The organism is Nonlabens ulvanivorans (assembly GCF_032922765.1).
GTDB lineage: Bacteria > Bacteroidota > Bacteroidia > Flavobacteriales > Flavobacteriaceae > Nonlabens > Nonlabens ulvanivorans.
Genome location: NZ_CP136694.1, coordinates 2,688,451 through 2,710,584 on the forward strand (window position 1 = coordinate 2,688,451; position 22,134 = coordinate 2,710,584).

The 22,134-nt window shown below is 35.9% G+C and carries 19 protein-coding genes; 8 read left to right on the forward strand and 11 right to left on the reverse strand.

Annotated features, from left to right (window positions below):
• Positions 1-2: 2 nt before the first annotated feature.
• Positions 3-884: a hypothetical protein gene (locus tag R1T42_RS12165; RefSeq protein WP_042245265.1), complete on the reverse strand. Its 882-nt coding sequence runs from the start codon at positions 882-884 to the stop codon at positions 3-5.
• A gap of 48 nt (positions 885-932) precedes the next feature.
• Here R1T42_RS12165 and R1T42_RS12170 point away from each other — a divergent pair, with 48 nt between their 5' ends.
• Both R1T42_RS12170 and R1T42_RS12175 read left to right on the forward strand, forming a co-directional pair.
• Positions 933-1,619: a ComF family protein gene (locus tag R1T42_RS12170; RefSeq protein ID WP_317290512.1), complete on the forward strand. Its 687-nt coding sequence runs from the start codon at positions 933-935 to the stop codon at positions 1,617-1,619.
• A 78-nt stretch (positions 1,620-1,697) separates the two neighbouring features.
• On the forward strand, positions 1,698-3,296 hold the full coding sequence (locus R1T42_RS12175) for an Ig-like domain-containing protein (RefSeq protein ID WP_317290513.1): 1,599 nt from the start codon (positions 1,698-1,700) through the stop codon (positions 3,294-3,296).
• On the opposite strand, the gene R1T42_RS12180 is transcribed toward R1T42_RS12175, so the two are convergent.
• A complete protein-coding gene (locus R1T42_RS12180) occupies positions 3,283-4,062 on the reverse strand; it encodes a nitrilase family protein (RefSeq protein WP_317290514.1) in 780 nt (259 codons plus the stop codon). The two genes, R1T42_RS12175 and R1T42_RS12180, sit on opposite strands and share 14 nt — an antisense overlap.
• Before the next feature lie 49 nt (positions 4,063-4,111).
• The gene (locus tag R1T42_RS12185; RefSeq protein WP_317290515.1) at positions 4,112-5,248 is read right to left on the reverse strand and encodes a methionine aminotransferase; all 1,137 of its coding nucleotides are present in this window, start codon (positions 5,246-5,248) and stop codon (positions 4,112-4,114) included.
• A 354-nt stretch (positions 5,249-5,602) separates the two neighbouring features.
• On the opposite strand from R1T42_RS12185, the gene R1T42_RS12190 reads away from it, so the two are divergent.
• The gene (locus R1T42_RS12190) at positions 5,603-6,601 is read left to right on the forward strand and encodes a fasciclin domain-containing protein (RefSeq protein ID WP_317290516.1); all 999 of its coding nucleotides are present in this window, start codon (positions 5,603-5,605) and stop codon (positions 6,599-6,601) included.
• Between the two features lie 138 nt (positions 6,602-6,739).
• On the opposite strand, the gene R1T42_RS12195 is transcribed toward R1T42_RS12190, so the two are convergent.
• The 4 genes from R1T42_RS12195 to R1T42_RS12210 all read right to left on the reverse strand — a co-directional run bounded on the left by R1T42_RS12195 (position 6,740) and on the right by R1T42_RS12210 (position 13,398).
• On the reverse strand, positions 6,740-7,480 hold the full coding sequence (locus tag R1T42_RS12195; RefSeq protein ID WP_317290517.1) for a succinate dehydrogenase/fumarate reductase iron-sulfur subunit: 741 nt from the start codon (positions 7,478-7,480) through the stop codon (positions 6,740-6,742).
• A gap of 56 nt (positions 7,481-7,536) precedes the next feature.
• Positions 7,537-9,540, reverse strand: a complete 2,004-nt coding sequence (locus tag R1T42_RS12200) for a fumarate reductase/succinate dehydrogenase flavoprotein subunit (protein ID WP_317290518.1) — start codon at positions 9,538-9,540, stop codon at positions 7,537-7,539.
• Between the two features lie 9 nt (positions 9,541-9,549).
• Complete coding sequence (locus R1T42_RS12205; RefSeq protein WP_104514296.1) at positions 9,550-10,215, reverse strand: succinate dehydrogenase cytochrome b subunit; 666 nt, start codon at positions 10,213-10,215, stop codon at positions 9,550-9,552.
• A gap of 336 nt (positions 10,216-10,551) precedes the next feature.
• Complete coding sequence (locus tag R1T42_RS12210) at positions 10,552-13,398, reverse strand: WD40/YVTN/BNR-like repeat-containing protein (RefSeq protein ID WP_317290519.1); 2,847 nt, start codon at positions 13,396-13,398, stop codon at positions 10,552-10,554.
• A 114-nt stretch (positions 13,399-13,512) separates the two neighbouring features.
• Here R1T42_RS12210 and R1T42_RS12215 point away from each other — a divergent pair, with 114 nt between their 5' ends.
• The 3 genes from R1T42_RS12215 to R1T42_RS12225 all read left to right on the forward strand — a co-directional run bounded on the left by R1T42_RS12215 (position 13,513) and on the right by R1T42_RS12225 (position 16,406).
• A complete protein-coding gene (locus tag R1T42_RS12215) occupies positions 13,513-14,322 on the forward strand; it encodes a DUF6503 family protein (protein WP_317290520.1) in 810 nt (269 codons plus the stop codon).
• Positions 14,323-14,613: 291 nt separating this feature from the next.
• Positions 14,614-15,906, forward strand: coding sequence for an aminopeptidase P family protein (locus tag R1T42_RS12220; RefSeq protein ID WP_317290521.1), 1,293 nt, complete (start codon positions 14,614-14,616; stop codon positions 15,904-15,906).
• A gap of 143 nt (positions 15,907-16,049) precedes the next feature.
• On the forward strand, positions 16,050-16,406 hold the full coding sequence (locus R1T42_RS12225; RefSeq protein ID WP_036583154.1) for a hypothetical protein: 357 nt from the start codon (positions 16,050-16,052) through the stop codon (positions 16,404-16,406).
• On the opposite strand, the gene R1T42_RS12230 is transcribed toward R1T42_RS12225, so the two are convergent.
• The 4 genes from R1T42_RS12230 to R1T42_RS12245 all read right to left on the reverse strand — a co-directional run bounded on the left by R1T42_RS12230 (position 16,407) and on the right by R1T42_RS12245 (position 19,889).
• Entirely contained in the window at positions 16,407-16,919 is a 513-nt protein-coding gene (locus tag R1T42_RS12230) for a DinB family protein (RefSeq protein WP_317290522.1), read from the reverse strand.
• A 5-nt stretch (positions 16,920-16,924) separates the two neighbouring features.
• Positions 16,925-18,025 (reverse strand): hemolysin family protein, encoded by a 1,101-nt coding sequence (locus R1T42_RS12235; RefSeq protein WP_317290523.1) that lies wholly within the window; start codon positions 18,023-18,025, stop codon positions 16,925-16,927.
• A gap of 32 nt (positions 18,026-18,057) precedes the next feature.
• On the reverse strand, positions 18,058-19,032 hold the full coding sequence (gene hemB, locus R1T42_RS12240) for a porphobilinogen synthase (protein WP_317290524.1): 975 nt from the start codon (positions 19,030-19,032) through the stop codon (positions 18,058-18,060).
• 104 nt (positions 19,033-19,136) lie between these two features.
• Complete coding sequence (locus R1T42_RS12245) at positions 19,137-19,889, reverse strand: SDR family NAD(P)-dependent oxidoreductase (protein ID WP_317290525.1); 753 nt, start codon at positions 19,887-19,889, stop codon at positions 19,137-19,139.
• Positions 19,890-20,145: 256 nt separating this feature from the next.
• Here R1T42_RS12245 and R1T42_RS12250 point away from each other — a divergent pair, with 256 nt between their 5' ends.
• On the forward strand, positions 20,146-21,150 hold the full coding sequence (locus R1T42_RS12250) for an AAA family ATPase (RefSeq protein WP_317290526.1): 1,005 nt from the start codon (positions 20,146-20,148) through the stop codon (positions 21,148-21,150).
• 118 nt (positions 21,151-21,268) lie between these two features.
• Positions 21,269-22,132, forward strand: a complete 864-nt coding sequence (locus R1T42_RS12255; RefSeq protein ID WP_036583140.1) for a DUF58 domain-containing protein — start codon at positions 21,269-21,271, stop codon at positions 22,130-22,132.
• Positions 22,133-22,134 lie beyond the last annotated feature (2 nt).

A 22,134-nucleotide genomic window follows, 5' to 3' on the forward strand; every position in this document is an offset into this window, starting at 1 on the left:
GTTTATCTAAGTGCCAGTTCTGAACTACTGACTCTTATACCACCATTATATAGATTGATGCGATATGTTCCTTTAACGATGTCATCCTCGTTAGATTGAACAAGTTCACAAATATCAAGTTCTTGGCCTTTGTAATTAAAAGAAACTACCTTAGAATACGTTAATTCTTGGTCTTCAAATTGTTGCTTTTTCTTGAGTCCTAACACATTGTTATCTGGGTTAATCACTTGCAAGTAAAAAGACTGAACACCAGTAGGTGCAAGTGCATTTTGAGGTAGTGTAAAGCATACTTTTAAATCATCTACACGTCGCGCACGATCGTTTTCTATTTCTTTCCCGCTACTTCTTATAATAACTCCTTTTGTCTTAAAGTTAGTAGGTAAAAGAGTGGCTGCTTTTGCCATACTTTCATTAAGGTTGTCAATTTCTGTTGATTTATTAGTACTAGCGATGATTTCTTCATTAAGTACTTGAAGCGTGCTGTCTTTAACACGAACTAGAGTCTCGTTTTCTCGTTCAAGTACATAAACACGTGCCGCAAGAACCTCACGCTCGTCTTTTATTTTTACTAATTCTTTACGCAGTCTAGCAAGTATGGCTACATTAGGTTCTAATCTGTTTACAGAGTCTTTAAGTCTAGTGATGCGTTCTTTAGCAGCTTCTAGGTCGCTAGTGATTGCAGTTCCTTTTTCGATTTCTATTAAATATTCTTTTTCGATGTTATCGAGTGCTTTTTCAATCTCTGTTTTTTCAATTCCTAATTGAGTAGTGATAGCCTCGTTTTTATGATGTGCTCTGTAGGTGTAACTTCCTAAGATTATTAACAATAGGACTGCTAGTCCTAGTAATATCTTTAATAAACGGTTGTCTTTTTGAGTTCCCATAATGTTATCTTTAGTCTTTTAACGCTATAAACGTACTAAATAATATATATGAAGCGCTGGATATATGATTTCTTTAACTTACTCTATCCAGAGTTGTGTGTAGGTTGTGAGAGCGTTCTTACTACTGGTGAGAACTTGCTTTGTACCTCATGCCGTACGCATTTGCCCTTAACTAATTTTCATAAAACAAGTGATGAAAAAATGCGAGAACTTTTTTATACTCGTATCGATGTCCAACATGTTACAAGCTTATTTTATTATGAAAAAATAGGTGCAGTACAGCAAATGATTCATCAATTAAAGTATCGTAAAAAAGAAGAAATAAGCAGTTTTATAGGCTCTTTGTTAGGGCAAGAATTAATTGAATGCGATCTTTTTATGGATGTAGATGTAGTAGTACCTGTGCCAGTTCATCCTAAACGGCTTAAAAAACGTGGCTATAATCAGGTCGCTGGATTTGGAAATGAGCTTGCACAAATTTTAAATGCAAGTTATCGCGATGACATTTTAGTGAAAACTAAAAATACAATTAACCAAGCACGATTGAATCAAACGCAACGTAGTGATGAATCTAATAATCCATATCAACTTGTAGGATCCTTACCTCAAGGTACACATGTCTTAATAGTTGATGATGTCATTACCACAGGTACGACATTAGTTTTGTGTGCTAGAGCGTTATTAAGTATTTCTGATATAAAGATCTCTATAGCCACAATGGCAATATCAGTATAAACTGCCTTGTAAGTGTAATTCATAAAACTTTTCTATCTTTTACATAATCATAGTACCTTGCAGTCGTTATACTATACTGTGAAAAAGACCATTTTAAATATAGCGTTAGTTTTATCCATTACCATTTTATTGGTTCAATGTGCAAAACGTGGTAACCCTACCGGTGGACCTATAGATGAGGAACCACCTGTCATCTTACGTGCTTATCCCGATAATTATAGTGTTAATTTCAAGGCTCAAGAGATTGAAATAACTTTTGATGAATATATCAAATTACAAGATTTACAAAAACAGTTAGTTGTTTCTCCACCTCTTAAGAACAGACCTATAGTAACACCACAAGGTAGCGCGTCTAAAAAAATGACCATTACCATTACAGATACACTAGCGCCTAATACAACTTATACGCTCAATTTTGGGCAGAGTATAGTCGATAATAATGAATCAAATCCATATCCGTTTTTTAGATATGTTTTCAGCACGGGAACTTATATTGATTCTCTACAGCTTAATGGTAAAATAACAGATGCCTACAATTATAAAGCAGACGACTTTGTTAATGTATTACTCTATAAAATGGATGAAGAGTATACGGATTCATTGGTTTTTAAAGGACCGCCGTTGTACGTGTTAAATACATTGGATAGTTTAAAAACCTTTACCATGGAGAATCTTGCTGCTGGTGAATACCGACTAGTAGGAGTTAAAGAAGAAAATAGTGACCTAAAATTCAATCCGCGTACTGATAAAATAGGTTATGTGACAGAGGCCGTTACTGTACCTAGTGATGAGGTTTATGAATTAAAAATGTTTCAACCAGAACTAGATCCTAGCGTTAAAAAAATTACTCATGAAGGTAAAACTAAGTTGTATGTAGCATATACAGGTAGGTTAGACTCTCTAAATGTTAAATCTCAAGAAAAGAACCTTTTTACTAAAACTAGAATTACAAAATTAGAAAAATCAGATACGTTACAATTTTGGTTTCAGCCAGAGATTGATAGGGATAGTGTCTTTTTAGATGTAAAGTATAAAGAATTTGAAGACTCAAAACGAGTTTTAATTAAAGAACGATTTGTAGATAGTCTAATTGTTAAAAAACAAAAAGATTTGTCGTTATCTAATCCATTAGTCCTTACCGCGAGTACACCTATAGAATCTTTTGACCTTTCTAAGTTTAAGGTTGTAGATAAAGACTCTATAGCCATTGAATTTGACGCTCAATTAGATGTATTAAAAAACGAATTGACAATAAATTTTGAGAAAAATGAAATGCAACGTTATAAGGTAGATGTCTTACCAGGTGCAATAATTGACTTTTATGGCGAGACTACCGATACATTAGCTTTTAATGGCACTACAAGGTCAACATCTGATTACGGAAATATGGAAATCACCCTATCATCTGGTACTCAATGGCCAGCAATTGTTCAAATAGTAAAGGAGGATTTAACCGTGATCAATGAGCAAATAGCTATTGATAATGGAGTATATGCCTTTGAGAATTTGGGTCCAGGAAGTTATTTAATTCGTGTCATTTATGATGACAATGCAAATGGAAGATACGATACGGGTAATTTTCTAAAAGGATTACAGCCAGAAACTGTTGTTTATTTGCCAGAAGTAATAACGTTACAAGCTAATTGGGATGTGCGTGAAACGGTTATATTAAAGTAAATGGATCTCTATCTTCTAGAAATCTCAATTTAGACCTCAACTTTAAAACGTGCTCTTTTTTAAGTAGAACTGTTTTAATATTTTGGTTTTCCCATGGATGTTCAATAGACTCTTCTCCTAAAACATTGTAAACTTGGGAATGACCATTGTAATCCATACCACTGCCATCAACACCAGTGCGGTTAACACCTATTGCATAGCACATGTTTTCAATTGCTCTAGCCTTTAAAAGTGCATCCCATGCATTAACTCTAGGAACTGGCCAGTTTGCTACATAGATAAGCACATCATAATCTTGTGTATTTCTAGCAAAAACAGGAAACCTTAAATCATAACAAATCTGTAGATTAAATTTCCATCCCAGATAGTCGGTAATAACAGGCTGTTTCCCGCTGTCGTATACTTTTTGTTCACCAGCGAGTGTAAATCGGTGTTTTTTATCATATAAAGTGTAGGTGCCATCTGGGCGCATAAAAATGCCGCGATTTACATACCTATTTCCTTCTTGAAACATGACACTACCATAGATGGCAAAGCCACCTTTTTTTGCATGAGCTTTAAGGTACTTATAAATCTTTTCATCACTGGCTAGTTCTTCAGGATGCATAGAAAAGCCAGTCGTAAACATTTCAGGTAGAATAACTAGATCTGTGATACCATATAGTTGTTCAAGCTTTCGCGAAAATTCGACAAGATTAGCCTTAGGTTTTTCCCAGACTAGATGTGTTTGTATTAAACTTACTCTTATATCTTCTTTAGATTTCATTAATCAATTTATCTTTTGTAAAAATAGTTGCTCATTTATAAGAACCGAATTATAGACTATTTAAAATTTGAGCGGCTTTTATGATTTCATGGTCTTCTTTTGCAAAGCAAAATCGTAGCATTTTTGGGTCAGTACCATTCATAAAGACAGATATAGGTATCGCAGCAATTTTGTAGTCAATGGTTAACCTTCTAGCAAAAGCGACATCATTTTCATCAGTAATGGAAGCATAATCTAATAATTGAAAATAAGTTCCCTGGGAAGCGTCAAATGAAAATTTACTGTCTTTAATCGAATTTAAAAACAAATCTCTTTTACGTTGATAGAATGATGCTAATTCAAGATATCTGCTTTCTTCTTGTATATAATTGGCTATTGCAATTTGTGCAGGATGATTAATACTGAACACAAGGTATTGATGGACTTTATAGAATTCTTTCATTAAATATGCTGGAGCGAGACAATAGCCTGTTTTCCAACCTGTGACATGAAATGTTTTACCAAAACTAGCTGTGATAAAACTGCGCTTTTTAAGTTCAGGATACCTTGCGGCACTTAAATGTGCGTTATTATCAAAAGTAATATGTTCATATACCTCATCGCTTAATACAATCAAGTTATGTTGAACCGCTAGACGTTCTAATTGTATCATATCATCATGATTTATCATCTTACCACTAGGATTATGTGGTGAGTTAATCATTATCATCGCAGTTTTATCATTAATATGATCAATTACTTTTTGCCAGTCTATATTGAAATCGGGTAATTTCATAGGTATTTCTACCACAATACCACCAGCCATTTGTATGGCAGGTACATAAGAGTCATATGCTGGTGTAAAAACTATTACCTCGTCACCCGAGTGAATTATTGCCTGTATTGCAGTGAATATGGCCTGAGTAGCACCGGCAGTTATACATATTTCATTACCTGGGTGGTAGTTAGCTTTATGAAGTTTCAACATTTTAAGAGATATTGATTCTCTTAAAAAAGTCACTCCTGCCATAGGAGCATATTGATTGTAATTATTTTTAATTGCTGCGGTATGATAATCCTTTAAAATAGTGTCAACAGGGAAGCTAGGAAAGCCTTGAGATAAATTTAAAGCATTGTTTTTATGAGCTAAGTTGCTCATAATGGAGAATATAGAATCTTTAGTATTGGGTAGTTTAGAGTTCAGCATACTCTAATATAGTTAAAATACAGACGGGTGATTTTAACCTTTGTTAATCTAACTGTGAATTAACTTTTAATTATCAGTAACGGCGTGCAAATTTAATCCATTTCATTTTAAAATCTGTTAAAACACAAAATAAATCGTTAATAAGCCATAAAATCGATGAAATGCATAATACAGCGATTACGTGATAATACTAGTTCCATGGAGCCTAAAGCATTGTTATACTGTGATTTATGGTGATTTATATTGATCAATTAGGAAAATTTTGACAGTGACTTTCAACGATTTACATTCGATTAAACTCAAAATAACTGGTTGAAGCGCTAATTTTGGATAACTCCATTTAACAATAAGATCATGAAGAACTTTACTTTACTTTTAAAATTATCTTTAATCGCCGCTTTCTTTGTTTCCTGTAGTGGAGACGAACTAACTAATGCAGACCTTTATCAAGAAGAGGTTCCTCAAAAAATTGCAGACTATGTAGGTAGCGACTCTAATTACACTATATTCAATGATGCTATATTGGGTAGTGAAATACAAGACTGGTTAGCACATCAAGAAAACATTACCTTATTTGCTCCTACAAATGTTGCTTTTGAAAATTATCTTTCTCAAAATGGAATGACTAGTGTTAATCAAATTCCTCAAGATGAGCTAGCTCAGTTGCTTAAAAATCATGTGATTCAATCAGAGATTTTAATTAGTGACTTAAATACAGTAGAGGAGCTTTTTGTAGAGACTATGGCTCAAACTTCTTTTGAATCTTCTTCTCATGTTATGTCTATCATTTCTAATCATGATGGTCTTAAGATTAATGGAGTTCCTGTAATCACACCAGATATGTTGTTTGTAAATGGAGTGGTACATTCTGTTGATCATATTGTAGAGCTGTCAACTGCGAGAACATTTATTAATGAATGCCTTGAATTCTCTAGTTTCAAATCTTTAATAGAAGCTTCTGCAGACGCTTCTACGGCCTTTACTACTTTAGAAACTAAATTTCAATCTGGTTTATCTCAAGAACTTACTGTTTTCGTTCCAGATAATGCTGCGGTAGACACTTTTCTAGCAGGATTGAATGCAGGTGATACTAATAATAATATAGCTCAATCAATCAACTTTGCGATAAGCACTCAATTGTCATTTCAAGAGAACTATGAGGTAAGTGAGCTGTCTGACGGTTTAATTATTTCAACATTAGGTTCTGATGTTTCAACTTCTATGAATTCACAAAGCGATATAACTTTTAGTACAGGTCCTTTTAGTGAAGTGGTTAAATTCCGCTCCCAAGACTTTACTTCTATTCAAACTTCAAATGGTATCTTATTATTAACAGATAAAGTATTGTTCTAGACTATAAGTACTTCATGATTTATATAAATAAAGCTCCTAGTATAAACTAGGAGCTTTATTTATGAAACAAGATTAATTAAAAAAACTCCATCTACTGATAGATGGAGTTTTTTAATACTTAAATATTTTAACTACTTACTAGATATTTGCTTTTAAATACTCTCGATTCATTCTAGCAATGTTTTCTAATTTAATTCCTTTAGGACACTCGATCATACATGCTCCAGTGTTCGTACAGTTACCAAAACCTTCCATATCCATCTGACGCACCATGTTCATAACACGATCTGTAGCCTCTACCTCACCTTGTGGTAATAAAGCATACTGAGATACTTTTGCACTAGTAAACAACATAGCACTTGCATTTTTACATGCTGCAACACACGCTCCACAACCTATACAAGTTGCTGAGTGGAATGCCTCATCTGCCTTTGCTTTTTCTACAGGAATAGAGTTAGCATCTTGTGTATTACCTGAGGTATTCACAGATACATAAGCACCAGCTTGCTGTATTCTATCAAAAGAAGAACGATCAACAATTAAATCCTTAATTACTGGAAAACCAGCCGCTCTCCATGGCTCGATAGTAATTGTATCACCATCATTAAATTTTCTCATGTGTAGCTGACATGTTGTTGTCAACCTTTGTGGACCGTGAGGCTGTCCATTAATCATCATAGAACAAGCTCCACAAATTCCCTCACGACAGTCGTGATCAAATTCTACAGGCTCTTCTCCTTTATTAATTAATCCTTCATTAACGATATCCATCATTTCAAGAAAAGACATATCTCCATCTACACCATCGATAGGGTAAGTGATCATGTTTCCTTTAGCTTCAGAATTAGCTTGACGCCATATTTTTAAAGTAAGTTTCATACTTCTATGTATTTAGTTTGTTCCGCTTTCGCGAAAGCGAGACAATTAAAATTCTATTATTTATAACTACGAGTTTTCAATTCCACATTTTCAAAGACTAGGTCTTCTTTGTGTAATTTAGCATCGCGAGGATTCTCGTTATATTCCCATGCGCTTACATAAGCAAAGTTTACATCATCACGTAATGCTTCACCTTCTTCAGTCTGGTACTCTTCTCTAAAGTGACCACCACAACTCTCGTTTCTATCAAGAGCATCCTTTGCAAACAGCTCACCTAATTCAAGGAAATCTGCTACGCGGCCTGCTTTTTCTAGTTCTTGATTCTTAGTATCTGCGCTTCCAGGAACTTTTACGTTTTTCCAGAAATCTGCTCTAAGTTCAGCTATTTCATTCATTGCAGACTTAAGGTCAGCCTCATTACGAGACATACCACACTTGTTCCACATGATTAAACCTAACTTTTTGTGATAATAGTCTACAGAATGTACACCAGCACCATTCATCAATTTCTCGATGCGTGCACGGGTATCCTTTTCTGCTTGATCAAACTCTGCTGTTTCAGTAGAAATAGCTCCAGTTCTAATCTCGTTTGCAAGATAATCACCTATAGTATATGGTAATACGAAGTAACCATCTGCTAGACCTTGCATCAATGCACTTGCTCCTAAACGGTTTGCACCGTGGTCAGAGAAGTTAGCCTCACCAGCTGCAAAACAACCTGGCACTGTAGTCTGTAAGTTATAATCTACCCAAAGTCCACCCATCGTGTAGTGTACTGCCGGATATATTTTCATAGGCATCTCATACGGATTCTCATCTGTAATGTTGCGGTACATATCAAATAGGTTACCATACTTATTCTCAATTACCTTTTTACCTAATGCAATAATTTCTGCCTCACTAGCGTCTTTATGACCACTAGTTAATGCTTCTATTTTACCATATCTTAAGAAAGATGCAGCAAAATCAAGATAAACTGCCTGACCTGTTTTATTCACACCATAACCTGCGTCACAACGCTCTTTTGCCGCACGAGATGCAACATCACGAGGTACAAGGTTACCAAATGCAGGATATCTTCTTTCTAGATAATAATCTCTATCTTCTTCTTTAAGATCTACACCTTTAAGTCTTCCTTCTTGTATAGCCTTAGCATCTTCTATGTTTTTAGGAACCCAGATACGACCATCGTTACGTAAAGACTCTGACATTAATGTCAGTTTAGACTGGTGTTCACCACTTACAGGAATACAAGTAGGGTGAATCTGAGTATAACAAGGGTTTGCAAAGTGTGCACCACGACGGTGTGTTCTCCACGCTGCCATTACATTACTACCCATTGCATTTGTAGAAAGGAAAAATACATTTCCATAACCACCAGAAGCAATTACTACCGCATGTGCTCCATGTCTTTCTATCTCACCAGTAACTAAGTTACGAGCAATAATTCCACGAGCTTTACCATCTACCTTTACAAGATCTAACATCTCATGACGGTTAAATGGAGTTACTTTACCACGGTTAATCTGTCTGTTTAAGGCAGAATATGCGCCTAACAACAATTGTTGCCCAGTCTGTCCAGCTGCATAAAATGTTCTAGAAACTAGTACACCACCGAAAGAACGGTTATCTAATAGTCCACCATACTCACGTGCAAAAGGAACTCCTTGTGCCACACACTGGTCGATAATATTTCCAGAAACCTCTGCTAGTCTATGTACGTTTGCTTCACGAGATCTATAATCACCACCTTTAATAGTATCATAGAATAAACGGAAATTTGAATCTCCATCACCTTGATAATTCTTTGCAGCGTTAATACCACCTTGTGCAGCAATAGAGTGTGCACGACGTGGTGAATCGTTATAACAAAAAGTCTTTACATTATATCCTAGCTCAGCTAGAGTTGCAGCGGCACTACCACCAGCAAGTCCAGTTCCTACAACGATAACATCTATGTTACGTTTATTTGCAGGGTTAACTAGGTTAATGTGATTTTTATGATTTACCCACTTTTCAGCAAGTGGTCCTTTAGGTACTTTAGAATCTAATACTGACATAACTTCTTATTAGGAGTGAGAAAAATGGTGAAACAATGCGATAAAGATAAATCCAGCAGGAATTATCACAGACCATGCATAAGTGAACTTTCTTAATCCATCACCTTTATTAATAGCCTTTGCTCCCATAGACTGGAACGAACTATTAAATCCGTGCCATAAGTGCATTGCAAGAAGAACATTTGCGATCACATAGATGATTGTTCTCCAGAATGGCGCAAATTTATGAACCAACTCTTCATAATATCTAGTAGGATCTTCTGGATTTGCACTGATATATTTGTATCCTATCTCTTCTGCCCAGAAATCGTACATGTGCAGTCCTAAGAATGCAAGTACAACTAGTCCAGTAATGATCATGTTACGAGATACCCATTGAGAGTTTGCGTTACCTGAAAACTTTGCATACTTGATAGGACGAGCACTTCTGTTCTTAAGCTCTAACACAATACCCATGATAAAGTGAACTATAAGTCCAATTATCAAGATAGGCTGTGCAATAAACTGTACCATAGGATTGTACCCCATAAAATGAGAAATCTCATTAAAGGTATCTGGTGCAAAGACAGATGTGATGTTGATGACAAAGTGTTGTGTTAGGAAGACAACAAGGAATAATCCTGAAAGTGCCATTACCCACTTTCTGGCAAGCGATGATTTTACTAATGCGCTCATGTGTAATTTTTTAGTTTGACGCAAAGATAACTTTCAGCCACTGGATTTTCAATCGTTATAGATAAAAGCATGTCTGCTCAGTCTTATTTGGATTGAATCTTAATAGCTTTGGAACTACTTTACTTATGCTATAGTAGTAATAGGCTCTTTTTCCTTACGTAGGATCTGTTAAGGTAGTGTTGGAATTTTGTGAGTGTTTAATTTTCACCTGTCGTATAAGATCTTAAATCAATCTTGTCTTTAAAGTGATGTGTTAAGATGTAAATCAAGAAATCTACATTTCAAAAAATCTTTAAATATAGCTACAGATTCTAGACTCTTAGCTCAACATTCTATCTACTCCACCATTTCCAAAACTTGCTCAACGCTTCCCATTGCACCACTTAATTTCACTGTGTATTTCCCAACAGGTAAATAGGTCTTACCATTATCTGCTGTGTTAGGTGTGTCTTTAAATCGCTTTATTCCAGATTTTGAAATAGAGCCATCATATTCATAGAAGTTCAAGCCTTTGTCTGCTATTGTAGTGAGTTCTTGAACCGTTTTTCCGTTTTCGTTGAGGATTTCTATTTTTACTTTTCCGGCTGCTGGACTGTAAAAAGCTAATACTATAGAAGGTTCTGGTCCTTCACTCCACATAAATCCTTTACTACCGTAACGAGAAGAAGCTCTTGTTTTATCAACTTTCGCAAAAGCGAAATCATTCCCTATAATTTCTAAGCCATTCAAATCTGCCAGGTAAATAGAACGACCATGTGTTCCTACCAGTAAATGATTTTCTTCTGGTTGGATTTTTAAATCGTGTACAGCAACTGGTGGCATACCGCCAGTGAGTAGGTTCCATGTTTTTCCTGTGTCTGTGCTTATATAAGTAGCGTTATCAGTTCCTGTAAAAAGGATATTCTCTTTTTCAGGATGTTCTATAATCACATTTACAGATGATGTTGGTATCGACGACCCAATGTTGTTCCAGGTTTTCCCATAATCTTCACTCATGTATATATAAGGTGTAAAATCATCAAAGCGATACCCATTAAGTGTTACATAAACGCGTTCTTTTTTATGTTGCGACGCAATCACTCGTGTTACCCATAGGTTTGCTGGCCAGCCGCCATTTAAAGGTTCCCAGTTGGCACCACCATCTTTAGTAACTTGCACTAATCCATCATCTGATCCTGTATAAATTAGACCAAATTGGAACGATGATTCGCTAATGGTCGTTAAGGTACCATAAGCTACATTTCCCTCTTTTCCGCCTTGTGTTAAGTCTGGTGAAATAGCCGTCCAGTCATCACCTTGGTTCATAGAACGATGTAATTTATTACCACCTAGATATAAAATATCTTGATTATGAGAGCTTAGTAAAATAGGTGTTTGCCAGTTAAAACGATATGGAGATTCTCCTAATTCATGTTTAGGCTGTATGTATTTGCGGTCACCAGTTTCACGATTAATTCTAAAGTAATTACCAAATTGGTAACCTGTATAAACGATATCGCTATTGCGTGAATCAATCTGGATTTGCATTCCGTCACCACCCATAATAGTTTCCCACGGGTAATAACCACGCTGGTGCCATTCTCTATTTTCAGGAGCATTATGAGCACCTACCCAAACGCCATTATCCTGTAAACCACCATAGATTCGATAAGGTTTTTGCAAATCATAGTTGATTGCATAAAACTGACCTACACTAGGTGAGTTGTTCTTAATCCACGTTTCACCATCGTCATATGAGATGTTAAGCCCACCATCGTTACCATTAATAAGATGACCACGTTTGTTAGGATTGATCCATAGTGCGTGATGATCTGCATGTACATTTTCACGAGAGATACTTTCCCAGTTGGCACCACCATCTACAGACTTGATTATAGGAACACCCATAATATATACATGATTTACATCGCTGGGATCTACTCGTACCTGTGCAAAGTAGTAGCCATAACTGTAAAACACGTCGTCTATTTGACCTTCATGCGTTTTTTTCCAAGTTTTCCCACCATCATTACTGCGGTATAGTTCAGCTCCTTTTACTGGTGTGTCAAAGAGTTGCGTATTTGCATTTTCAAGATATTTTGCAACATCTAATGGTGTTGCATCACCACTGCGCACCATGTTTTTTACGTTGTCTGCTCTGTATTTTTCTTGGAAACCATTTCTTTTTAGAAACTTGTTAAGTTTATCGTTATCGAGTTTTAAGAAAGCCTCTTTAGACATGGATTTAAAATCGTCTTTTGAAAGGTCATTTTTAGAGTCCGCTTTCGCGAAAGCGTTATTACCATTATCATCCTTATCTCTACGGAATTGTGAGTCATGAACTGCATAAACGGTGTTATCATCATAAACCGCAAGCCCTATACGGCCTACACCAGAACCTACCGGAAAACCGCTTGCTTGAGTTGTAATCTTGTTCCAGGTCTGACCTGCGTCTATACTTTTATAAATAGCACTTGCATCACCATCTCCATCAAAATTCCATGCTTTACGGTCTTTTTCCCAGCTAGCAGCATACATAATATTAAAATTTTGAGGGCTGTGAGCTAGATCTATAAAACCAGCCATGTCTGTTGCAAAAAGTGTTTTTTTCCACGACTTTCCACCATCTTTAGTGGTGTAAATACCACGAGCATCGCTAGTTGAATATAATGGTCCTGTCACAGCAACGATTACATGATCACCATTTGAAGGATTGATTAAAATACGTCCTATGTGATGTGAATCTGTAAGCATAGGTACGCTCCAAGTTTTTCCCCAATCTGTTGATTTTAAAACACCTATACCGGCATAACTACTACGGCTAGAGTTGTTTTCTCCGGTTCCTGCCCATATTGTTTTAGCAGTCCAATCCACAGCGATATCACCTAGGTTAATAGTCCCTGCGCTATCCATAATAGGAGTAAAACTCGTTCCGTTATTATTAGAATGCCATAATCCGCCACTAGCATAGGCTACTAACATTTCTGTAGGATCAGCAGGATTAACATCTACATCTACAACGCGACCAGACATGATAGTAGGACCTACATTTTTAAACTTTAGGTTTTTAAATGGCGAGTCTTGTTCCATTTGTTGATGTTGTTCAAGACCTTGTTGAACTTGAGTTGCTGGTGTTGCTATCGGACTCTGACTAAAGCCTATGAAACTAGAAAATATTATGGCAAAGGATAGAACTTTGTTCATGGATGTTTTTTTTGGTGCTTAAAGATAAGCAAGGCGGTTTTTATAATTCTGATTCTAACATTTTTTTACCATGACGCTAACATAATCGTGATACTCTTTTTTTACTTTTCCAACATGAAAAAAATACTTTTAGCTTTAATTACAGTCGTATTAACTATGTCCTGTAAAACCGAAAACAAAAAAGAAGTTCAATCTCCTAAAACTGTAGTTACACCAGTTGCACAAATAGATTTAACTACATATCCTCAAGCCTATCAAGATGTCCTAGCCGCACACGGTGGATTCGCGCAATGGAACGCTATGCAAAGCCTCACATTTAAAATGCCCAAAGAAAATGGTGATGAAGTCCATACTACAGATTTAAAAACTAGAGATGTAGTTATTGAGACAGAAAAGTATCAAATAGGTTCACATAATGGTAAGGTATGGCTTGCACAAGACAGTACTTATTACCCTAAGAACAGAGCAAGGTTTTATCACAATTTGATGTTCTATTTCTATACAATGCCATTCATACTTGCAGATGATGGTATAGTTTATAGTGAAACAGCTTCTTTAGAAAAAGACGGAATCTCATATCCAGGAATTAAAATTGCTTATCAGTCTAATGTAGGCGACTCACCAGACGATGAGTACATTTTATATTACCATCCAGAATCTAAAAAAATGGAATGGTTAGCTTATACCGTTACTAGAGGACAAGGTTCTAAGTCAACCGATTTTCATTTTATTAAGTACAATAAATGGCAAGAAGTAAATGGATTATTACTACCAGAAGAATTAACCTGGTATAAAACTGAAAATAATCTACCTACAGAGGCTAGAGGTAAACCTCGCATTTTTACAAATGTTGATATAGATGCTAGTCATATGGGTGCAGACTTCTACACCATACCAGATAATGGTGTCTATGTAGATGAATAATATCTCACTTATTTATAGTAACTTAAGACCATCAACCACAATCTTAAAATTATTATGGAAGTTGCTAGATATGTTATCATCGGAATTGTATTAGTTGCTATTTTACTGCTCGTAGTTACTTTTTTGAAAAATCAAAAAAAGCGTAAGAGAAGACCTTAATATTAAATGTTATAGATTTCTGTAAACCTTTGCTATCTCTTGAAGCATTGGTATCTTGCTAGCCGCTTTAAAGTACTTTAATACAAATGCTTTAAAACGAGTTTACTACCACTATTTACAACAAATTGAATTATGAAATATCATCCTATAGATCCTAAACTCTTTATTAAAAACCGCAAAAACTTTATGGCCAAAATGAAGCCATCGAGTCTAGCCGTATTTAATTCAAACGATGTTTTTACAACAGGTGCAGATAGCACCATGCCATTTAAGCAACACAGAGATATTTTTTACCTCAGTGGTGCAGATCAAGAAAATACCATTTTAGTATTATTTCCAGATAGCCCAGACCCAGCGCATCGTGAGGTATTGTTTGTTACGGAGACTAATGAGCATATCGCCATATGGGAAGGCGAGAAGCTGACTAAAGAACGCGCGACTGAAGTGTCTGGTATTAAAACTGTGTATTGGTTAAATGATTTTGACAAGAAGTTTTTTGAAATGATGACCCAATGCGACACGATTTATTTCAATACTAATGAGCACTACCGTCAGGCTGTTGAAATGGAGTCACGTGAAGATCGTTTCATTAAAAAGACTAAAGCGCAATATCCAGCACATAATTATGCAAAATCAGCTCCTATTTTACAACGCTTGCGTGCTGTAAAAGATCAGATAGAAATAGATTTATTACAACAAGCTTGCGACATTACAAATGCTGGTTTTCGTCGGGTTCTAGAGTTTACTAAACCTGGTGTCATGGAGTTTGACCTAGAAGCAGAGTTTTTACATGAGTTTATAAGAAGACGCAGCGACGGGTTTGCTTATACACCGATTATCGCGAGTGGTAATAATGCAAACGTATTACACTATATAGAGAATAATCAAGAGTGTAAAGACGGCGATTTAATTCTGATCGATGCAGGTGCGCAATATGCAAACTATGCAAGTGATATGTCTAGAACCATTCCTGTAAACGGGCGTTATACAGACCGTCAAAAAGAGGTTTATAATGCGGTTCTTAGAGTCAAGAACGAAGCTACCAAAATGCTGGTTCCAGGAACGCTCTGGAAAGAATACCATGTTGAGGTAGGTAAAATAATGACTAGTGAGTTAATAGGTCTAGGTCTACTTGATAAATCGGATGTGCAGAACGAAAATCCGGACTGGCCAGCTTATAAGAAATATTTCATGCATGGAACATCTCACCATATGGGATTAGATACTCACGATTACGGTATATTATGGGAACCTATGCAAGCCGGTAATGTATTTACTGTAGAACCAGGTATCTATTTGCCAGAAGAAGGTTTTGGAATTAGACTAGAAGATGACGTAGTTATCAATAGTAGTGGTGAGCCATTTAATTTAATGCGTGACATACCTATTGAAATTGAAGAAATTGAAGACTTGATGAATAAATAGCAACTGTCTTATTAATCACAATGCCGTTTTACTTATGTAGAGCGGCATTTTTCATTAATAGCAATTGTTGGTGTGCTGTAAAAGCTTTAAAATATTACGCTTTCGCGAAAGCATAATCCCAACACACATCGTACTTTTACAGCATGAGCAGAGATGAACAATTAAAAGAGCGATGGGCACAGACAGTTGCCTTTTTTCAAGAGCGATTCAGTGATGGAGAACAAATGGATATAGATGCTATATTGTTCATGATAGGAGTTCAAGAATTGGGACAGCTGCATCGTAAGTTTCAGAAAGATGAGAAATACCAACTGATGCATATTGCGATATGTCGTGTTCTAGAACCTTATGGCTATTATGAATTTTCACATTTTGATGATGATAAATGGCCACATTATATTGTAAAAGAGAATTTGCCACCGCTTAAAGCAGGAGAACAGTCTTTATTAATGAAAGAAGCTATAGTACAGTATATGATTGATGCTGAGGTTATCAACTAACTACCATCCACTATATCTAGGTAAGTCTACATTACACATGTTGAGATATACAATAAGTTGACCACGATGATGTGTAACATGATCTTGCAATAGGTTAAGAATTTGTAATCTAGACTTGGGTCCAGCATAAAACTCTACGACTTCTTCAAACTTTTTACTATCCATGGCTTTTACGGCATTAAAGATGTCGTCAAATCTAGATTGTAGGGCAATAATAAGATCTTCTTTAGATAAATTAGAAAGGTCTTCTGGTTCTCCTACAGTTTCTAGATTAAAGTAAGTTGTGCCCAGCCACTTCATATTACCTTCTATATGTATCAATTGAGTTTTAAAACTCATTTGACGTCTTGTAGGCTTGAAGTCGTATTTATCTTCAGGCATTGACTGTGCAATGATAATCAGATATTCTTTTGAATTATTCCACTTTTCTAAAAAAGCACTTTTAACATCAGATTGCTGTGACGTGCTTATGCTGCTCGTAAGTATAGCTAGAAGTAAAAGAATTCTTTTCATTAGTTTTATAAATTAGTACCTTGATCTGGGTTTTCAAGTCCTAAAGATTTTGATCTCTTCTCCCAGTTTTTACGTGCTAGTTGTTGCATGTCCTCAACGTTATCACTTTCATCCATGATTTCTAATCCTAGCATGGTTTCAATGACATCCTCCATAGTTACCACTCCTTGCACACTTCCATAATCGTCTACAACTAGTGCCATATGTTCTTTAGTTGCAATCATTTTTTCAAACAATTGTGGGATCGGAATATTTGCTGGTACCATAGATATTTCACGGCGTAAATCTTCAAGAGTTTCTGCTGGTTTATCGTGTATGATATCTTCTAGAATATGATCTTTAAGTACATATCCTTTAATGTCATCTCTGTTAGTTCCAAAAACAGGAATACGAGAAAAACGTAATTCTTGATTTTCTTTAAAAAAGTCTTTAATCTTCATGGATTGCGGCGCCATAAACATTACAGATCGTGGTGTCATTACATCTTTAACCTTAATTTTATTAAAGTTCATAAGACTTTTAATGTACTGTCCTTCAGATGGGTCAAAAACTCCTTCTTTCTCTGCGGTATCTGTAATGGCAATAAAATCTTCTCGAGTCATCGTATTCATATGAGCACTTTTCCCGATGGCTTTAGTCGTCAATTGAAGAATCCATAAAATACCTGTCCATTTTAAAGGAAAAATCATAAAATTTAAGGCACGAGTCGTAAAACCAGCAAGACCTTTCCAGTAGGTTGCACCTATTGTTTTAGGAATAATTTCAGAAACTACAAGGATTAAAACCGTCATAATACCAGAAACAATTCCCACAAACGGAATTCCAAAATAACTACTGTCATATCCACTACCACTTACCATATTTTCTGCTTGAACACCTACTAGAATTGCTCCTACCGTATGAGCAAGCGTATTTAAAGTCAGAATGGCAATAAGTGGTTTGTCCACATCTTTTTTAAGTTCTTTTAATGCTGGAATATAGGAAGCACCTTCTTGACCTTTTACTTTCATAAAAGTACCAGTAGTACTCAATAATACCGCTTCTAGAATAGAGCAGAGGAAGGAAAAGAAAATCGAAACTGTTGCGTAAATAAGGAGTAATCCCATGAATAGTTTTTTGTAAAGTTAATCAACAATTTTTAACCTAGTAATTTAACTACATCTTTAGCAAAATAACTCGCTATAAGATCAGCTCCAGCTCTTTTAATGGCAGTGACTTGTTCCATCATCACGGCGTCGTGGTTCAACCAGCCTTTTTCTGCCGCAGCTTTAAGCATCGCATACTCACCACTCACTTGATAAACGCTAATAGGAGCTTCAACTTCGTTTTTTAAATCACGCACGATATCTAGATAACACAATCCTGGTTTTACCATAACTATGTCTGCTCCTTCATCGATATCCATGAGTGTTTCTCTTATGGCTTCACTACGGTTTGCAGGATCCATCTGATAGGTTTTTTTATCTCCAAAACCAGGCGCGCTATCCAGTGCATCTCTAAAAGGTCCATAAAATGCACTAGCATACTTTGCGCTATAACTCATGATTCCGGTATTTTTAAAACCTTCTTCTTCTAGAGCTTCACGTATATAAAGAATACGTCCATCCATCATATCGCTAGGCGCCACCATATCTGCTCCAGCCTGTGCATGTGAGACGCTCATTTGAGCCAGCACTTCAGCAGTTTCATCATTTAGAATCTCACCGTTTTCTACTATACCATCATGGCCATAACTTGAAAAAGGATCCAATGCAACATCTGTCATAACATACATATCTGGCGCTACATCTTTGACAGTTTTAATAGCACGTTGCATTAAACCGTTTGCATTAATAGCTTCAGTTCCTTTATTGTCTTTTAGATTGTCGGGAACTTTTACAAAAAGCAACACACTTTTCAATCCCATAGACCATAGCGTTTTTACTTCATCCTTAAGTAAATCTAGACTATAACGATAGTAATCTGGCATAGAGGCGATTTCTTCCTTTATACCAGTTCCTTCTACTATAAACAGAGGAACGATAAAATCATTAGGTGATATTATGGTCTCTTGAACCATTGATCTTATAGCGTTGTTTGTTCTTAATCTTCTATTACGTCTTAATGGGTACATATAAAAAGTGTAAATCGTTTATTTGAAAATCTAAGTTTTAAAGTTGAACTATATTAAAACTATTGTTTGTAATGTTTAATGTATTAATTTGAGACCAATCTTGTCTATAACTCTTTCTTCAACACAGTACTACTGGCTTGCGCAGTACACATAACTGTTAAGTCTGCAATATTTACATGCGCAGGTCTGGTTACGGCAAATAAAATAACATCAGCAATATCTTGGGCTTGTAACGCTAGGTATCCTTGATATACTTTATCGGCTCTTTCGGAATCTCCTTTAAACCGCACCTCACTAAAGTTAGTCTCAACCAATCCTGGGTTTACAGCGCCGACACGTATGTTATAAGGGTTTAAATCTAATCGCATACCAGTAGTAATGGCGTCTACAGCATGTTTAGAGCCACAATAAACATTACCGTTAGGATATACTTCTTTTCCTGCAGTCGAACCTATGTTGATGATTTGCCCACGTTTTCTGTCTCGCATTTGAGGAATAATTGCATTACTTACGTAAAGCAGTCCTTTAACATTAATATCCATCATCGCATCCCAATCATCGATACTACCTTTATCAATAGGGTCTAGACCATGGGCATTTCCTGCGTTGTTGATTAAGATATCTATTTCATTAAAAGGTGCTTTTAAGCTTGCTATTTGAGAAGCAACCATATCTTTATCACGCACATCAAATGCTAATGTTTCTACCGGTACAACCGCACTTAATTTTTCTTTAAGTTCTGCTAGTTTTTCCGTGTTTCTTCCACATAATACGATGGCAAATCCATTTTCGGCTAGTGTTATAGCTGTTGCGAGTCCTATACCGCTGGTGGCACCTGTAATTAATACTGTTTTCATTGCGAGTACTTTGTACAAAAATAAGCAATAGTTAGGTTTGAGTACGCTTCCGCGAAAGCGTAATTCACACACTCTTATTACTTAATCAGTCCTACTTTTCTCTTATTTATCCTACAATTTGCTCGGTATTTGTTTGAATTTGATATTATTCTTAAATTTTTACGATTTTTTATGCATTTTTAACGCACGATTAACAGCATACATGATAAGAAAACTACAATTTGCGAGTTAGATTGAATGTAATAGTACATCACTTATGGATCAACAAAATACCGCTATCGATATAGCAAGTATCAATGAAAAAATAGCCCAAGAAAGTCAATTTGTAGACTTATTGGTTAATGAAATGAATAAGGTGATTGTAGGCCAGCAATACATGGTAGAACGATTGCTTATAGGTTTATTAGGTCGTGGACATATTTTATTAGAAGGAGTGCCTGGTCTAGCAAAAACACTAGCCATTACTACATTATCTAAGGCAGTTAGTGGTTCGTTCTCAAGAATTCAGTTTACTCCAGATTTACTTCCTGCAGATGTAGTGGGGACTTTAATCTATAACATGAAGGATGGCGAGTTCAATATTAAAAAAGGACCCGTTTTTGCAAATTTTGTTCTTGCAGACGAGATTAACCGTGCGCCAGCAAAAGTGCAAAGTGCACTACTAGAGGCTATGCAGGAAAAGCAAGTTACGATAGGTGACACTACTTTTCCATTGCAACGTCCATTTTTAGTAATGGCAACACAAAATCCAGTAGATCAAGAAGGTACTTATCCATTGCCAGAGGCGCAAATGGATCGTTTTATGTTAAAAACGGTAATTGACTATCCTACCATTGCAGATGAGCAGTTCATTATGCGTGCTAATCTTAAAAAAGATTTTCCTGAGCCTAATGCTGTTGTTAGCATAGATCAAATTTTGCGTGCTCAAGAAGCCGTTGAAATTGTCTACATGGATGAGAAAATTGAGAAATATATTCTAGATGTCATATTTGCAACGCGTTATCCAGAAAACTACGGTTTACATGATTTAAAACCACTTATCAGTTTTGGGGCTTCACCTCGTGGATCTATTAACCTTGCTAAAGCTGCAAAATGTTATGCCTTTATCAAACGTCGTGGATATGTCGTGCCAGAAGATGTACGTGCTGTAGTATTAGATGTATTACGTCATCGTATTGGGATCACCTATGAAGCCGAGGCAGAAAACTTTACTACTGAAGATATTGTCAATAAAATCGTGAATACGATAGAAGTACCATAGATATATAATTTTAATTATAAACAGTAATCACCATTTAAATTAGTGGTGAGTTAGCGTATAGTCTTGGTCAGATTAGAAACAAATTATCATTAATCAATAATCACCACCCATTTCAATAGTGGATACTAAAGAACTTCTTAAAAAAGTCCGTAAAATCGAAATCAAAACACGTCGTCTAAGTGATGCTGTTTTTGGTGGCGAGTACCATAGTGCGTTCAAAGGTCGTGGTATGACTTTTAGTGAAGTGCGCAAGTATCAATATGGTGACGACGTAAGAAATATAGACTGGAATGTAACGGCAAAATACAGTGAGCCATTTATTAAAGTTTTTGAAGAGGAACGTGAACTTACACTCATGTTGGTTGCCGATGTGAGTGGATCAACACTTTTTGGTACACAAGAGCAAATCAAGAAAGAAATTATCACTGAACTTTGTGCAACATTAGCGTTTAGTGCATTACAAAATAATGATAAAGTCGGGTTGCTATTGTTTTCTGACCAGGTTGAGTTGTTTTTACCGCCTAAAAAAGGGAAGTCATACATTCTGAGAATTATCAGAGAATTACTTGAATTTGAGCCTCAACATAAGACAACTAACATAGGTGGTGCACTAGAGTTTATGGCAGGCGTTTTAAAGAAAAAAGCTATTGTATTTGTAATGTCAGATTTTATGGCAACAGATTATGATAGAACCTTAAAAATTATAGGGCGCAAGCATGATGTCACTGGTGTGCGTGTATATGATCAGAGAGAAGCCGAAATGCCTAATATAGGACTAGTACAATTTAAAGATCAAGAGTCTGGTAAAAGTCAAATGGTAAATACCAGTTCAAAATCGATACGTAATAAATATGCGGCGCATCACCTAGAGTGCGCAAACTATTTTAAAAATGCGTTTACTAAGTCAGATAGTGGAGCTATTGATCTAGAAACGAAAGAAAGTTACACAAAGAAATTATTAGGATATTTTAAAACACGATGAAG